The organism is Bradyrhizobium sp. USDA 4454 (genome assembly GCF_054822705.1).
This window is the reverse complement of sequence record NZ_JBTRCN010000001.1, coordinates 307,936-323,023: the sequence shown is the minus strand read 5'-3', so window position 1 is coordinate 323,023 and position 15,088 is coordinate 307,936. Positions and strand designations below refer to the sequence as shown.

The 15,088-nt window shown below is 63.0% G+C and carries 12 protein-coding genes; 8 read left to right on the top strand and 4 right to left on the bottom strand.

Features of this window, described 5'->3' with window-relative positions:
• Positions 1–120: 120 nt before the first annotated feature.
• Together ACVIW0_RS01485 and ACVIW0_RS01480 are read left to right on the top strand one after the other, a co-directional pair.
• Complete coding sequence (locus tag ACVIW0_RS01485) at positions 121–576, top strand: MarR family winged helix-turn-helix transcriptional regulator (RefSeq protein ID WP_461350705.1); 456 nt, start codon at positions 121–123, stop codon at positions 574–576.
• Positions 577–892: 316 nt separating this feature from the next.
• A complete protein-coding gene (locus ACVIW0_RS01480; protein ID WP_461350704.1) occupies positions 893–1,396 on the top strand; it encodes a nucleoside deaminase in 504 nt (167 codons plus the stop codon).
• A 95-nt stretch (positions 1,397–1,491) separates the two neighbouring features.
• Here ACVIW0_RS01480 and ACVIW0_RS01475 read toward each other — a convergent pair whose 3' ends face one another.
• Positions 1,492–2,586, bottom strand: a complete 1,095-nt coding sequence (locus ACVIW0_RS01475; protein ID WP_461350703.1) for a hypothetical protein — start codon at positions 2,584–2,586, stop codon at positions 1,492–1,494.
• Between the two features lie 553 nt (positions 2,587–3,139).
• On the opposite strand from ACVIW0_RS01475, the gene ACVIW0_RS01470 reads away from it, so the two are divergent.
• The 4 genes from ACVIW0_RS01470 to ACVIW0_RS01455 all read left to right on the top strand — a co-directional run bounded on the left by ACVIW0_RS01470 (position 3,140) and on the right by ACVIW0_RS01455 (position 7,847).
• Positions 3,140–4,711 carry an ABC transporter ATP-binding protein gene (locus ACVIW0_RS01470; RefSeq protein ID WP_461350702.1) on the top strand — a complete coding sequence of 524 codons (1,572 nt, stop codon included), beginning with the start codon at positions 3,140–3,142 and terminating at the stop codon, positions 4,709–4,711.
• Positions 4,695–5,786, top strand: a complete 1,092-nt coding sequence (locus ACVIW0_RS01465; protein WP_461350701.1) for an ABC transporter permease — start codon at positions 4,695–4,697, stop codon at positions 5,784–5,786. The genes ACVIW0_RS01470 and ACVIW0_RS01465 overlap by 17 nt, the downstream gene beginning before the upstream one ends.
• Entirely contained in the window at positions 5,773–6,690 is a 918-nt protein-coding gene (locus ACVIW0_RS01460; RefSeq protein WP_461350700.1) for an ABC transporter permease, read from the top strand. The genes ACVIW0_RS01465 and ACVIW0_RS01460 overlap by 14 nt, the downstream gene beginning before the upstream one ends.
• A 77-nt stretch (positions 6,691–6,767) precedes the next feature.
• Positions 6,768–7,847, top strand: a complete 1,080-nt coding sequence (locus ACVIW0_RS01455; protein WP_461350699.1) for a BMP family ABC transporter substrate-binding protein — start codon at positions 6,768–6,770, stop codon at positions 7,845–7,847.
• A gap of 163 nt (positions 7,848–8,010) precedes the next feature.
• Here ACVIW0_RS01455 and ACVIW0_RS01450 read toward each other — a convergent pair whose 3' ends face one another.
• Positions 8,011–9,360 (bottom strand): 8-oxoguanine deaminase, encoded by a 1,350-nt coding sequence (locus ACVIW0_RS01450; RefSeq protein WP_461350698.1) that lies wholly within the window; start codon positions 9,358–9,360, stop codon positions 8,011–8,013.
• Positions 9,361–9,496: 136 nt separating this feature from the next.
• Here ACVIW0_RS01450 and ACVIW0_RS01445 point away from each other — a divergent pair, with 136 nt between their 5' ends.
• Together ACVIW0_RS01445 and ACVIW0_RS01440 are read left to right on the top strand one after the other, a co-directional pair.
• Positions 9,497–10,318 carry an FAD binding domain-containing protein gene (locus ACVIW0_RS01445; protein WP_461350697.1) on the top strand — a complete coding sequence of 274 codons (822 nt, stop codon included), beginning with the start codon at positions 9,497–9,499 and terminating at the stop codon, positions 10,316–10,318.
• A 13-nt stretch (positions 10,319–10,331) separates the two neighbouring features.
• Positions 10,332–13,088 carry a molybdopterin-dependent oxidoreductase gene (locus tag ACVIW0_RS01440; protein WP_461350696.1) on the top strand — a complete coding sequence of 919 codons (2,757 nt, stop codon included), beginning with the start codon at positions 10,332–10,334 and terminating at the stop codon, positions 13,086–13,088.
• A gap of 17 nt (positions 13,089–13,105) precedes the next feature.
• Here ACVIW0_RS01440 and pucL read toward each other — a convergent pair whose 3' ends face one another.
• Together pucL and uraD are read right to left on the bottom strand one after the other, a co-directional pair.
• The gene (gene pucL, locus ACVIW0_RS01435; protein WP_461350695.1) at positions 13,106–13,948 is read right to left on the bottom strand and encodes a factor-independent urate hydroxylase; all 843 of its coding nucleotides are present in this window, start codon (positions 13,946–13,948) and stop codon (positions 13,106–13,108) included.
• Between the two features lie 150 nt (positions 13,949–14,098).
• Positions 14,099–14,983 carry a 2-oxo-4-hydroxy-4-carboxy-5-ureidoimidazoline decarboxylase gene (gene uraD / locus ACVIW0_RS01430; RefSeq protein ID WP_461357213.1) on the bottom strand — a complete coding sequence of 295 codons (885 nt, stop codon included), beginning with the start codon at positions 14,981–14,983 and terminating at the stop codon, positions 14,099–14,101.
• Positions 14,984–15,088 lie beyond the last annotated feature (105 nt).

The following is a 15,088-nucleotide window of genomic DNA, read 5'->3' as shown; positions in this document are numbered from 1 at the left end:
TTTGTCGCCGAGCCTGCCCATTCATTGAGCAGCCACCAACCGGATTTGCTTTCCGGGCTCACCAATTTATAGTCAAAATCAAATGTTGAAATATCAAGTAAATTGGCCAAGGACCACCACGTGGATCTACCCGACCTGATCCGGGGCGTGCATCGTCAGCTGGAGCAAGCGCTGGAAGCCCAGCTGAAGCCGCGCGACATGTCACTCCACCAGTATCGCGTGCTCGAGGCGTTGGCAGAGCAGAACGGCCTGTCGATGGGAGATCTGGCAACCCGTCTGCTGGTCGATGGTCCGACTCTGACCAAGGTCATCGACAGAATGGTCGCGTCGGCCGACGTTTATCGCGGTCCCGATCCATTCGACCGGCGCAAGGTGCTGATCTTTCTGTCGCGCAGGGGCGCTGCGCGCTTCGGCGACATCGGTGCACTCGGCGCCTCCGTCCAGCAGGACATCGTCGACCGGCTCGGCGCATCACAAGCCGCAACCTTGACGGCGCTGCTCTCGGAACTGTTGACCTGCGCTCCTCCGTTACAGTCCCGGTCGACGCGCGGACGAGAGACGTTCACGCACGAATGACCTAGCACTGGGTTCGCGACCTTTTCGGTCGTCCGGCGCGCCAGCTGATATCGGCTGTTTCATTTTAGCCATGCTCGTCTGACCGCGCGATAGATGCGAACAGTCATTCGCACAGCTCCAGCGAACTCCTTCCTCGATAGCATTTGTCGCGCGCGCCCGGGCAGAGTCTCAGCCGCTTGATAGGCGCGATCCGTGCCACGAATACTGCTTGACGAGCGTCATTAACTCTCGGACGCTTGGCGGCAGGGCGCGATCGGATCGACAGGCGCAGGCCGAAATCCCGTAAGCGCAGTCCTTTGAAATGGTGGCATCCTCTATGATCGACATTTCAGCCCTGAGCCAGGAGGACGCCGACACGCACTTTCTGCGCCAATCATTCGACGTCGCGCGCCGCGCGCTCGCCCACGGCAACCATCCCTTTGGTGCCGTCCTGGTCGGCCACGACCGTCGCGTCCTGCTGGAGGCCGAAAACGGCTTCATGCCTTCGCGCGACGGCACGGCGCATGCCGAGCGGCTGCTGGCGACGCAGGCCTGTTTGACGCTTCCCGCCGACGTGCGGAAGCGAGCGACGCTTTACTCATCCGCCGAGCCATGCGCCATGTGTGCGGGCGCGATCTATTGGGCAGGCATCGGCCGCGTGGTCTACGGCCTCAGCGAGCATGCTCTGCGCGAACTCACCGGCGACCACGCCGAGAATCCAACGCTCGATCTGCCTTGCCGTGAGGTATTTCGCAGTGGACAGCGTTCGACCGAGGTCGTCGGACCGCAACTCGAGGCGGAGGCCGCAGCCCTGCATCAAGGCGTTTGGCAAGCAGGTTGAGTCTTTGAGGGGCAGTCCGGTCGTCGAACAGGGGAATGGCGCCGCGGGGTCATCGCGGCGCCATCAGGGACACCCGTCGGAACGGCCTGGGTGGATCAGAACTTCACAGAGATACCGGAATAGAGCGATTCCTCGGTGCAGGAATTGTTGCTGACGCCGGGCGACACGTTACAGACGACGCTCTTGGCGTGGTCGAGGCCGAACTTGTTCTGCCAGTAGCGATAGGCCACCCAGACGTCCACGAAGTGCGAATACTTGGGGCCCCAGAACGCTTTGCTCGCGTCGAAGGTCAGACGGATCGGCTCGGAGTTGAGCTCGACGGCCGTGTTGACGTTGGTGACCGGATTGAACGCCATGGGCTCGTTCTCGGTGCCCTTCTTGCCGTACCAGCCGGCGCGGCCACTGATCGAGAAGTACTGCATGCTCTCAGGCAGAAAGCCGAGATCCATGTAGTAATTCACTTCGACGGCCCAGGTCGGCTTGAACTTGGTATTGCCGTCGGTGAGGCAGGTCACGCCGGCTACGCCCGGACCAAACAGACCGCACTGGTCGAACGCGTTGTGATTGGCGAACTCGTAATACATCAACGGCGCCACGTTGATGTAGCCCTTGTAGGGAAGGTTGAACTCGAACTGCAGACCGGCGACGACGTCGCGCTTGGCCGGCGCGAGGAAGTTGTTCTCCGTGTTGGCGTCCATGCCGACTTCGAACGAGATGTTGTTCAGCGGCCCCATGCTGAACGCCTTCGTGTTGAAGATCTGATTCCAGCCGAAGGTCGAACGGAACAGGCCATAAATCTCGGTGGCGCCGGCGCAGGCTGCCGGAGCTCCCGTGATGGTCACGCCGACATTCGAGCATGGCGAGGCGGGGTCGTTGTGATCCGATTTGTACATCGAGATCGTGAAGAAGTTCTGGCCATAGGCCCAGATGTCGAAATGCGTGAACGAGTAAACCTGCTTTGCGGTCTTTCCATTGATGCTGCCGTCCGGACGGACTGAAAAGACGCCGGGATCGGTGCCGGAAAAGATGTAGGAATAGGTCACGCGATCATCGATGACCAGAAAGAACGGCAGGTCGGCCGCCGGCTTGGGCGCCTTGACCGGAAGATCGGCAGCGCTTGCAAGATTGGCGGCCGGCATCAGTCCCAGCGCTAGCGCGGCGGCTGACAATGTGCGGCGGATATTGAACATCGCGAAAGACCCCCAGAGTGAAGCAAACGGAATTCGTGCTTACGCTGGAACGTGACGCTGCTTCCGGCAGAACGGGAAGCCTGAACTTTTTCCACCTTGTGACGCGTGTTTGATCAGCAGGCTCTGCAAGATCGGTCCGGCTTGGCTGGTTTCGCACAGCTCGGCCGCCAAAGAATCTGCGCCGACAGATTTTGGATTTTTCAAATTATGCCCGTCATTGCTCGCGATCTGAGACATTTCGGCGCAGCACGACATTCGCTATTGACGCGCAATTCATTCTCGCGAGCGGGCTTCCGCGGTCGTGCTCAACTTCGCGTCATCGCTGCCTACCGCTATTTCGAATTGGCTCGACAGTTACAATCCTGCAACACTCTTGGCCGCACCCCCCAGGTGACGCGCTGTCCTGCAGCGCAGCTCGGCGACCCCGTGCAACTACGGAAAGCTCAATTTTGCCGAAGGCTTAAGCAACCAGTGGCGTTTTTTGCCACTTACGCATGTTGCAAAACTGGCCCAGTATTGCCGCTCCCTCTCCTGACGCAGGCGATCTCCTGGGATGCGAGACACGACATCCGCCGGGCAGCCCACAAGTGCCACACCGCTGCTGCAAACGGTCGCCCTGACCAAGCGGTACGGTACGTTTCTCGCCAACGACAAGATCGATCTCGATATCTGGCCGCAACAAATCCACGCCTTGCTCGGCGAGAACGGCGCCGGCAAATCCACCCTCGTCAAGACCATCTACGGTTTGGTTCAACCGAGCGAAGGCGAGCTGCGCTGGGAAGGCCGAAGCATGGTCTTGTCCGGACCTGCGCAGGCTCGCGCGCGCGGCATCGGCATGGTGTTCCAGCACTTCTCGCTGTTCGACAACCTCACTGTCGCAGAGAACGTCGCGCTCGGGCTTGATGGCAAGGAATCGTTCAAGGAGATCTCCGCGCGGCTCGAGCGGGTGTCCCACAGTTACGGGCTTCCGCTCGATCCGAAGCGCGAGGTCTGGCAGCTCTCGGTCGGAGAGCGCCAGCGCATCGAGATCGTCCGTGCGCTGATGCAGGATCCGAAATTCCTCATACTGGACGAGCCCACTGCGGTGCTGACGCCGCAGGAGGCGGACCAGCTTTTCGCCGTGCTGGAGCGCCTCAAGAGCGAAGGACGCGCCATTCTCTACATCAGCCACAAGCTGGAAGAGGTGAAGCGGCTGTGCGACACCGCCACCATCCTGCGCAACGGCAAGAAAGTCGCGACCTGCAATCCCAAGGCGGAGACCGCCGCCTCGCTCGCCCGCATGATGGTCGGCGCCGAGATCAAGGAAGTGAAGCCGGCGGCGACCCGCGAGATCACCGTGCCGCGGCTCGCGATCGTCGATCTCAACCTCGAACCCGACGATCCCCACGGCGTGCACCTCAAGGGAATTTCGCTTGAGCTCAGAGGTGGCGAAATCCTGGGAATTGCAGGCGTCGCCGGCAACGGACAGGACGAGTTGTTCGCGGCCCTTTCGGGCGAGCGGCTGGCCAAGGACCCCGGCACCGTCGTCATCGAGGGAATCGCCGCGGGACACCTCTCGATCAGCCGGCGGCGCAAGCTCGGAGCTGCCTTTGTCCCCGAGGAGCGGCTCGGCCACGGAACCGCGCCGCGCATGCGGCTTTCGGAGAATGCGCTGCTCACCGGCCACGTCGCCGGCAACATGGTGCTGCACGGCTTCGTCAACACCGCCGCCACGCTGAACGCCGTCGATCGCACGACCGAGACCTTCGACGTGCGCAAGGCGAAGCGCGATCCGGAGGCCGCGAGCCTTTCCGGTGGCAACCTCCAGAAGTTCATCGTCGGCCGCGAGATCCTGCGCAATCCGGCCGTGCTGGTCGTCAACCAGCCGACCTGGGGCGTCGATGCCGGCGCGGCCGCGGTGATCCGCCAGGCGCTGCTCGATCTTGCCGCCGGCGGCGCCGCCGTGCTGGTGACAAGCCAGGATCTCGACGAGCTCCTCGAAATTTCGGATCGCATCGCGGTGATGTTTCACGGTCGTTTGTCGGAGCCGCTGCCGACCGCGGAAGCAAGCCGCGAGAAGCTCGGCCTGCTGATGGGCGGAAGCAGCCTCGAGGCAACGGAGCAGGCGCATGCAGCTGGTACTTGAGAAACGCGCCGAGCGGTCCAGGACCGTTGCGCTGATCTCGCCCCTTATCGCGATCGGGCTCACCATCGTGACCATGACGATCTTGTTCGCGGTCATGGGCAAGAATCCGATTCTGGCGCTCTATGTCTATTTCATCGCGCCCCTCGCCGACGGCTACTCTCTGCAAGAGATCGCGGTGAAGGCGACACCATTGGTGATGATCGCGATCGGCCTGTCGCTTTGCTATCTCGCCAATGCCTGGAACATCGGCGCCGAGGGACAATTCCTGATGGGGGCGGTCGCCGGAAGCTGGATTGCGGTGAAGACGCAGGGCACCGAGGCCGGCCACTGGGTGCTGCCGGCCATGCTGCTGCTCGGCGCCATCGCTGGCGCGCTGTATGCACTGATCCCTGCGATCTGCAAGGTCAGGTTCGGCGCCAGCGAGATCCTGACCTCGCTGATGCTGGTCTATGTGGCGGACCTGCTGCTCGACTACCTGGTGCGCGGGCCCTGGCGTGATCCGCAAGGCTTCAACTTCCCGACCACGGCCGAGTTCGACCCGGTCGCGACGGTGCCGACGCTGATCGAGGGAGGCCGGCTGCATCTCGGCTCGATCCTCGCGCTGATCGTGGTCGCTGCCGGCGCCGTGCTGCTCGGCAAGACGATCAAGGGCTTCGAGATCCGCGTCGTGGGGGCTGCGCCGCGCGCGGCCCGGTTCGGCGGATTCAATGCCAACCAGCTGATCCTGCTGACATTTGCAATCTCCGGAGCGCTCTCGGGGCTGGCCGGGATCATCGAGGTCGCGGGGCCGGTCGGCCATCTCCAGCCCGGCATCTCGCCAGGTTACGGCTTCACCGCGATCATCGTTGCATTCCTCGGACGATTGAATCCCGTTGGAATACTAATTGCAGGGCTGTTTCTCGCACTCACCTTCATCGGCGGCGAGCAGGCACAGATTGCCATGAAAATCCCGTTGGACGTCACCAAGGTTTTTCAGGGCGTTCTGCTGTTCTACGTGCTCGCCTGCGATTCCCTCATTCTCTATCGCTTCCGCATCATCTTCTCGTCTCCGCAGGCCGCACGTGGAACTCATTGAAGCGATCATCCTGTCGGTGCTGGCGGCATCGACGCCGCTGTTGCTGGCGGCAACAGGCGAGCTGGTGACCGAACGCTCCGGTGTGCTCAATCTCGGCGTCGAGGGAATGATGATCGTCGGCGCGGCCTGCGGCTTTGGCGGCGCATGGTTGACCGGTTCGATCATTGTCGGCGCGCTCTGCGGAATCGTCGCCGGCACGCTGATGTCGCTGCTGTTCGCCGGAATGGCGCTCGGGCTGGCGGTCAACCAGGTCGCGACCGGCTTGGCGCTCACCATCTTCGGCATCGGTCTGTCGGGATTGATCGGCGCCGGCTTCGTCGGCGAGCGGATCACACCGGCGCCGCATCTCTATATCCCCTTTATCACCAACATTCCGCTGATTGGCCGTATCCTGTTCGGCGAAGATGGATTCGTTTATCTCTCACTGGCGCTGATCGCGGCGGTCTGGTGGTTTCTGTACCGGACGCGGGCCGGGCTCATCGTGCGTGCCTGCGGCGACAACCACGTGTCGGCACACGCGCTGGGTTATCCCGTCCTGCGGATCCGGATGTACGCCGTGATGTTCGGCGGCGCCTGCGCGGGGCTTGCCGGCGCCTATTTGCCGCTCGCCTACACGCCATTCTTCATTCCGGGCATGACCGCGGGCCGCGGATGGATCGCGCTCGCGCTGACCGTGTTCGCCTCCTGGCGGCCCGGTCGGCTGGTGATCGGAGCCTATCTGTTCGGCGCGGTGACGATCCTGCAGCTACACGCACAGGGTGCTGGAATCGGCATTCCGTCCCAGTTCATGTCGTCGCTGCCCTACCTCGCAACCGTGATCGTGCTGGTGCTGCTGTCGCGCGCGCGAACCGGGGGTTCAACGGCGCCTGCAGCGCTCGGCACCGTCTTCGTTCCCGATCGCTGAGATTGGATTTCCGGACCGGCGCGATTGGGGGGTGCCGTCCAAAGATTGTGTTCACCCCACTGTTGGAGGACATCACGATGAAGAGAAATTTGCTTGCGGCCGCCGCCGCACTTCTGCTGGCCGGAGGCGTCACGAGCAGCGCGATTGCCGCTGACAAGCTGAAGGTCGGGTTCATCTATCTTGGGCCGGTCGGCGATCTCGGCTGGACCTATCAGCACGAGCTTGCCCGGCAGGCCGTGGTGAAGGAGTTCGGCGACAAGATCGAAACGACCTTTCTCGAAAACGTTCCCGAGGGTCCCGACGCGGAGCGCGCGGTCGAGCAGCTCGTCCGCGCCGGAAACAAGCTGATCTTCACCACGTCATTCGGCTACATGGATCCCACGCTGAAGGTGGCGAAGAAGTATCCGAACGTACATTTCGAGCATTGCTCGGGCTACAAGCGCGACAAGAACATGGCGACCTATTCGGCGCGCTGGTACCAGGGCCGCTACATCCAGGGAGAAATCGCAGCCAAAATGTCAAAGGCCGGCGTGCTCGGCTATATCGGCTCGTTCCCGATTCCCGAAGTCGTCTCGGGCATCAACGCCACGATGATCGGCGCGCAGACCGTCAATCCCAATATCAAGGTGAAGATCATCTGGGTGAACTCGTGGTTTGATCCCGGCAAGGAGGCCGATGCTGCGAAGGCGCTGCTCGATCAGGGCGCCGACATCATCATGCAACACACCGACTCGCCGGCCGCGATGCAGATCGCAGGCGAGCGCGGCAAGCTCGCATTCGGCCAGGACTCCGAGATGATCAAGTTCGGCCCGAAGGCCCAGCTGACCTCGATCCTCGACACCTGGGCACCCTACTATATTGAGAGGGTGAAGGCGGAGCTCGACGGCACCTGGAAATCCGGCGATACCTGGGGCGGCCTGGAGACCAAGATGTTCGAAATGGCGCCCTACACCAACATGCCTGACGACGTGAAGAAAACGGCGGAGGACACCCAGGCAGCCATCGCCGCCGGCAAGCTGCATCCGTTCAAGTGCCCCGTCGTCGCGCAGGACGGCAAGGACGTCGAGTGCAAGGGCGGCGATCATCTGGCGGATGATCAGATCCTCGGCATGAACTTCTACGTCAAGGGCATCGACGACAAGCTTCCGGGCAAGTGAGCGGTCGCCGCTGCGAAATGATCCTCCTCTTGCAGGGGAGGATCATTTCAGCCTGACGATCGAGGACACGCCGCTCTCGCCGAACCTGGAGCATGATCTCCGCGCAAACGCCTTTGGCGTTTGTCGCGAGGGAAAACCGGTTTCCACTTTTCCGGATCATGCTCTAGCCGGCCTGAATGGCGCGGGCAGCGGTGCTGTGCCGGCTTATCAGATCGGCGACGTCGAGCCCGGGAATTGCGCCGTCAATGACGATCCAGCGGCCGCCGACCATGACACGTTCGGCACGGTGCGCCCCGCACAGCACCAGCGCCGCCAGCGGGTCGCCATGCCCCGAGAAGCGCAGCTCGTCGAGCTTGAAGAGCGCAAGATCGGCAGCCTTGCCGACCGCGATCTCACCGAGCTCGGGCCGCCCGACGCAGGCTGCGGAGCCCTTGGTGGCCCATCGCAGCGCGTCGATGTGACTGACGCGATTGACGCCATACCGCGCCCGCTGCACCAGGAAGGCGGCGCGCACCTCCTGCATCAGGTTCGACTCGTCGTTGGAGGCGGAGCCGTCGACACCGAGCCCGATTCCGACACCGGCCTCTTCCATTTCGCAGACCGGGCAGCAACCCGAGGCCAGCACCTGGTTGCTGCAGGCGCAATGGCTGACCGTCATCCCGGCTTTGCCAAGCCGCACCATTTCCGCCGTATCGAAATGGATGCCGTGCGCAAGCCAGGTGCGCGAATTGAGCCAACCGCATTGCTCGAGATAATCCAGCGGGCGACAACGATACGTCTCCTGACAAAATCTGTTCTCGTCCTCCGTCTCCGCAAGATGAGTGTGCAGGCGAACGTCGAGCTTGTCCGCAAGTTCGGCGGTCCGCCGCATCAACGAGGTGGTCACCGAGAATGGCGAACATGGCGCCAGCGCAATCTGCACCATCGCATCCGCGCCGCGCTGGTGGTGCCGGGCGACGACCCGTTCGCTGTCGGCCAGGATGGTGTCTTCATCCTGAACCACGGTATCGGGCGGCAGGCCGCCATCGCGCTGCGAGAGGTTCATCGAGCCGCGCGTCAGCAACACGCGCAAGCCCAGCCGTCTGGCCACCTCGACCTCGATGTCGATGGCATGTTCCAGCCCGGCGGGGAACACATAATGATGGTCGGTGGTGGTGGTGCAGCCCGACAGCAGCAATTCCGACATCGCGACGGTGACGCCGAGCGACAAGGCGTCCGGCGTCAGCCTCGCCCACACCGGATAGAGTGCCTGAAGCCAGGGAAAGAGCTCGCGATCGAGCGCAGCCGGAACGGCGCGCGTCAGAGTCTGGTAGAAATGATGATGGGTGTTGATCAGGCCCGGCAGCACCACATGGGCGCTGGCGTCGAAGATCGTCACGTCGGCGGTCGCGGCCTCGCGACCGCGGCCGACCAGTTCAATGATCTTGCCATCCTGGACCACGACGCCGCGTTCGGCCCCATCGGCCAGGATGGAAAGTGGATCCTTGATCCAGATCGGTTGCGCTTGAGCCATGATTCCAACCATCATCTCCAACTGCCGGGTCTCTGCCGGGCCTTGCCTTCGCTTGCAAGGATCGCCCCACAATTGGCGTCAGTCTTGCAGGAGTTTCTGCTCGTACACATAACACGGAGAAGGCGCTGAAATCGCGATGGATTTGAACACGATCAGAGACGTGGTTCGGCCTCGGACGCGGGCTCAATTGCCCGTTTGGACGGCAGGCGATGCGTGGCTTGCGGGCGGCACCTGGCTGTTTTCCGAGCCGCAGACCGATCTCAATCGCCTGATCGACCTGACCGACCTCAAATGGCCCGCGCTGACCGTCGGCGATGATCGCCTCGGCATCGCAGCGACCTGCACGGTGGCGCAGCTCGACAGCTTCGCCTGCCCGCCGGACTGGATCGCGGCTCCCCTGATCGGCCAGTGCTGCCGCGCCTTCCTCGCTTCCTTCAAGATCTGGAAGACGGCGACGGTCGGCGGCAATATCTGCATGTCGCTTCCGGCCGGGCCGATGATCGCACTGACGTCGGCGCTCGACGGCGTCTGTACGGTGTGGCGCGCGGACGGTAGCGAATACCAGGTTCCGGTCGCCGATTTTGTCACCGGCAATCAGCGGAACGTGCTCGCAAAGGGCGATCTGTTGCGCCAGATCGATATTCCGCTGGCGGCGCTGCGACGGCGATCGGCCTTTCGCCAGATATCCCTGACGCCGGTCGGCCGCTCCGCGGCGCTCCTCATCGGAAGCGTTGACAGCAATGGCGCGCTGCGGCTGACGATAACGGCTTCCACCATACGGCCGGTCCAGCTCTACTTCGCGGACCGACCCGGCCCCGAGGCTCTGCGCGCAACCATCCTGCGGGAAATTACGGATAGCATGTACCACACCGACGTTCATGGCAGGCCGATGTGGCGCAAGCACATGACGTTGCGGCTGGCCGAAGAGATCCGCTGCGAACTCGCGGCCGGCCCATGAGCTGCAGATTGACATGAGCATCGACATCAACGGCAAGACCTTTGCCGAGACGCCCCGCCCCGGCCAATGCTTGCGTACATTCCTGCGCGAGCTCGGGCATTTCGGCGTCAAGAAGGGCTGCGACGCCGGCGATTGCGGTGCGTGCACCGTGCTGCTTGACGGCGAACCGGTGCATAGCTGCATTATCCCGGCATTCCGTGCCGACGGACATGCGGTCACGACCATTGAAGGCCTCGGGTCCGAGACGGGTGCGCATCCGCTGCAGCAAGCCTTTCTGGATGCCCAGGGATTTCAATGCGGCTTCTGCACCGCGGGCATGATCCTGACCGGCGCCTCGTTGAACCAGGCACAGCGTCAGGAGCTCGGCGTCGCCCTGAAAGGCAATATCTGCCGTTGCACAGGCTACCGCTCGATCGAGGATGCGTTCGACGGCAAGACGAATGTCGAGGACGCCGCCGCCGGCAGGGCCTTCGGGCGCAGCCTCCCCGCACCGGCCGGCCCGCTCGTGGTACGCGGGAGGGCACGTTACACCTTCGACATGCAGCTTGACGGATTGCTGCACATCAAGCTGCTGCGCTCGCCGCACCCGCACGCCAGGATCGTTGCGATCGACAAGACGGCGGCACTTGCGGTTCCAGGCGTCCATGCCGTTCTGACCCACGAGGACGCACCGAAAGGGCTGTTCTCGACGGCGCAGCACGAAAGGGCGTGGATGGATCCGGATGATACCCGCGTGCTTGACGACATCGTCCGCTTCGTCGGACAGAAGGTCGCCGCTGTCGTCGCCGAAAATGAGGCGGCCGCCGAAGAAGGCTGTCGTCGCCTCAAGGTCGACTACGACGTCCTGCCGGCGGTAACCGATCCGGCGCTGGCAATCACGCCGGGCGCACCAATCATTCACGGCGGCAAGAGCGCCGGCATCCACCGCGTCAGCGACGCCTCGCGCAATGTCGTCGCTGAAACCCACGGCGAATTCGGCGATGTCGCCGGTGCGCTCGCAAGCTCGGCCGCGACCTATGAGGGCACGTTCACCACCCAGCGGGTGCAGCACGCAGCGCTGGAAACCCATGGCGGGCTTGCCTGGATCGATAGCGGCGGCATCCTCAACGTTCGCTCGAGCACCCAGGTGCCGTACCTGACGCGGCGATCGCTGGCGCAGATCTTCGATCGTCCACTCGACAGCGTGCGCGTGTTTTGCGAACGCGTGGGCGGCGGCTTCGGCGGCAAGCAGGAAATGTTCGTCGAGGATATTCTGGCGCTGGCCGCGATCGCCACGGGCCGGCCGGTCAAGCTCGAATTCACCCGCGAAGAGCAGTTCATCGCGACGTCGACCCGACATCCGATGCGCGTCACGGTCAGGGCCGGTGCCGATAGCCGAGGCATGCTGACTGCGCTGCAGCTCGACGTGCTCTCCAATACTGGAGCCTATGGCAATCACGCGGGGCCCGTGCTGTTCCACGCCGTCAGCGAATGCATCAGCGTCTACAACTGCCCGAACAAGAAGGTCGACGCGATCGCCGCCTATACCAACACGGTACCTTCCGGCGCTTTCCGCGGCTATGGCCTGCCGCAGACGCTGTTTGCCGTCGAGGCCGCCATCGACGAGCTGGCGAAACAACTCGGCATCAATCCCTTCGAAATGCGTCGTCGCAATATTGTCAAGCCCGGCGATCCCATGCTGTCGCCACCACCGTCGGACTACCACGACGTGCAGTACGGCTCCTACGGGCTCGACCAATGCATCGACCTGGTCGAGCGCGCGATGTCGGCGGAGCGCCCCCACTACGCCCTTTCCGAGGACTGGCTGATCGGCGAGGGCATCGCACTGACCATGATCGACACCGTACCGCCGGCGGGGCATCTCTCCGATTCGACGATCACGCTCCGCGACGACGGCGGGTTCGAGCTGACGGTAGGAACCGCCGAGTTTGGCAACGGCACAAGCACCGTACATCGACAGCTTGCGGCGACGGCGCTGGCGACGACCGTCGATCGCATCAGCCTGCGGCAATCCGATACTGCGCTGGGCGGCCACGACACCGGCGCCTATGGCAGTGCGGGCACCTTTGTCGCCGGGCGAGCGACGCAAGCAGCCGCAGAGAACCTCGCTGATGCGATCAAGATATTCGCATCCGAGCTGAGCAGCGCCAGTGCCGCTCCCTGCATTCTCGAAAATGAGACTGCAATCTGCGGAGCGGAACGTCGGTCATTCCTCGAACTCGCTCGGGCGGCGAGAGCCAATGCACGAACGCTTCACGGCAGCGGCAATTCTGCCGGCACGCCGCGTTCGGTTGCATTCAACGTACAGGGCTTTCGCGTTGCCGTGAACAAGGGCACCGGAGAAGTCCGTATCCTCAAGAGCGTGCAGGCCGCGGACGCTGGTCGCATCGCCAATCCCATGCAGTGCCGCGGCCAGGTCGAAGGCGGTGTTGCGCAGTCGCTCGGTGCCGCGCTTTACGAGGAGCTGATCATCGACGACGGCGGCAGGGTGATCAACCCGACGTTTCGCGATTATCATCTTCCGTCGTTTGCCGACCTGCCGCGCTCCGAGGTCTATTTCGCCGAGACTTCGGATACGATTGGTCCAATGGGCGCAAAATCGATGAGCGAGAGCCCCTACAATCCGGTCACGGCAGCGCTGGGCAATGCGATTGCGGATGCGACCGGCATCCGTTTCACGAGCACGCCGTTCAAGCCCGACCGCCTGTTTCCGGCACTGCTCGAGAAGTTCGGCCGGGCTGCGGACGGACCGGACCAGTCAATCGTCTGAAACCTCGAACCGCGCCTCTATTCCCTGGCCACGGTGCACTCGATCTGGCCGTGCGGCTCATCGGTCGGCAAGAATACCTGGTTGTTGTTGTCGAGTCCGAACGGGGAGAGATTCATCAGGATGAAGTGCATGTTCGGACAGGCCATGCTGATCTCGGAAATCTCCGGTACCGCCGCGAGCGCCGCCTCGCCCATCCGGTAGAGACTGTCCTGCACGCTCCAGCTATAGGTCGTGGCAAACACCTCCAGCACCGTATCGAGGATCCGGGCGTTGGTGGTGGAATAGTCTGCCGGCTTTCCCGACCATTTCCACGTCGCGACCATGCTGGTCGCGCAGATCCGGTCGTTGGTCGGGGGAATCGTCGTATAGCGGTCCTTGACGTAGTTCTCCCAGCCGGATTGCGTTGACTTCATGAAGGCGAAATTGTCGATGCCCGAAGACATTGATATCGGCCCGCCCCGCTCCACGGCGACCTCTACGGTCGGCCTGCCATTGCCGTCGAGCACGAAGCTGTGTGGATGCGGCTTGTCGTCGAAGCTCAGCCGCTTCCATCTGGTCTCGTGCGAGCCGACCGATACCGAGGCGACCTGCGGGTACGTATCGAGATATTTCTGCGCCAGAACTTGACAGAAATCCTCCGGGCTAAGCCCGGTGTTTTCCCGCGCCACGACATTGACGATGTTCTTGATCGTGTCGGTCGACACGGTCAGGGAATTGTCCGCGTGTGTGAAGGTACGCGCGAATTCGCCCTCCAGCATGACCTTGATGTCGAGCTGGCTGACGTCATGCCGTTCGCCCTCGCGATGAAGTCGCATCACGCGGACTCGGCCCTTACCGTATCTGTTCGTGATCAGCGGCACGTGTGTCTCCAACCAGGCTAGCGATCGTCGGGAATGTTACCTCGGCTCCGAATGATGGAGCAACGTTCGTGCCAGCGGCGAGGCGGGACGGCGCTGGTCGCGAAGGAAGGACCATGCCCGGCAGAATTCTCGCCACTCGCCCCGCACCTTTCAGCTTCCGCGATAGGTTGCATAGCTCCATGGCGTCACCAGCAGCGGCACGTGCAGATGGCCTTCCGGCTCGCTCACCGCGAAACGCAGCGTGATGCGATCGAGAAAGGGAGGATCCGCCAGCGGCACGCCCTGAGCAGCAAAATATTCGCCGATGCCGAATGTGAGTTCGTACGTACCGATCGGCACGGGGCGTCCGCCGATGAGCGGCGCGTCGGTCCGGCCGTCTGCATTGGTCGTCGCGCGCGCCACCACCTGGCTGACGCCGAGCTCGGCCAGCTCAACCAGCTCGACGGCGACCCCCGCGGCCGGCTTTCCGCTGTTCGTGTCGAGCACGTGGGTCGATAGCCGGCCGGACACCGCAAGGCGATCACTGCCGATCACCGACTGGTCCAGCCGCAACGCAGCGATCCGGCAGATCTCGTCAATCGAGGTCTGCGTTTCGGTCGCGAGATCATTCGGCAGACGCCGCGCGAAGTCGCGCAGGATCGAGTCCTTGGTGTGGCGGCGCACGCAGACGATGTAAGGGAAACCGAATTTCGAACGGTAGGCCGTGTTGACGCGCTCAAACGCCTCATATTCCGCATCGGACAGGCGATCGAGACCGACGCTGTTCTGTTCGGCATTGGACTCCGCGGTCAGCCCCGCGGCACGTTGCGTCTTGCTGGCGAGATCGGGATGCGCATTGATGAGCGCCATCCGCAGCTCCGCAGGAGCTCGATCGACGGCGGCTTTCATGGCAGCGAACAACTCAGCAATGCCGGCGAACGGCCGGTTGCGGGCGGCCTGCTCAGCGATCCAAGGCGAGTGCTCGAAGATGTTGGCAAGCGCGGCGACAAACGTGTCGTGGCTGCAGGCATTCAACTCGGCGAGCGCTTTCGACATCAAACACCCAATTTGAAGGCACTCTTGGCGCACGACGATCGAATTGCCGCGGTCCCTTGCAACCATCTGCGGGACAAGGGAAGCAAGGACTATTCCATCCCTCTC

What these genes read in the sequence shown, in the direction of transcription:
- ACVIW0_RS01480 (WP_461350704.1), top strand. Translation starts at nt 893, where the DNA reads ATGATCGACATTTCAGCCCTGAGCCAGGAGGACGCCGACACGCACTTT.
- ACVIW0_RS01475 (WP_461350703.1), bottom strand. Translation starts at nt 2,586, where the DNA reads ATGTTCAATATCCGCCGCACATTGTCAGCCGCCGCGCTAGCGCTGGGA.
- ACVIW0_RS01470 (WP_461350702.1), top strand. Translation starts at nt 3,140, where the DNA reads ATGCGAGACACGACATCCGCCGGGCAGCCCACAAGTGCCACACCGCTG.
- ACVIW0_RS01465 (WP_461350701.1), top strand. Translation starts at nt 4,695, where the DNA reads ATGCAGCTGGTACTTGAGAAACGCGCCGAGCGGTCCAGGACCGTTGCG.
- ACVIW0_RS01455 (WP_461350699.1), top strand. Translation starts at nt 6,768, where the DNA reads ATGAAGAGAAATTTGCTTGCGGCCGCCGCCGCACTTCTGCTGGCCGGA.
- ACVIW0_RS01450 (WP_461350698.1), bottom strand. Translation starts at nt 9,360, where the DNA reads ATGGCTCAAGCGCAACCGATCTGGATCAAGGATCCACTTTCCATCCTG.
- ACVIW0_RS01445 (WP_461350697.1), top strand. Translation starts at nt 9,497, where the DNA reads ATGGATTTGAACACGATCAGAGACGTGGTTCGGCCTCGGACGCGGGCT.
- ACVIW0_RS01440 (WP_461350696.1), top strand. Translation starts at nt 10,332, where the DNA reads ATGAGCATCGACATCAACGGCAAGACCTTTGCCGAGACGCCCCGCCCC.
- uraD (WP_461357213.1), bottom strand. Translation starts at nt 14,983, where the DNA reads ATGTCGAAAGCGCTCGCCGAGTTGAATGCCTGCAGCCACGACACGTTT.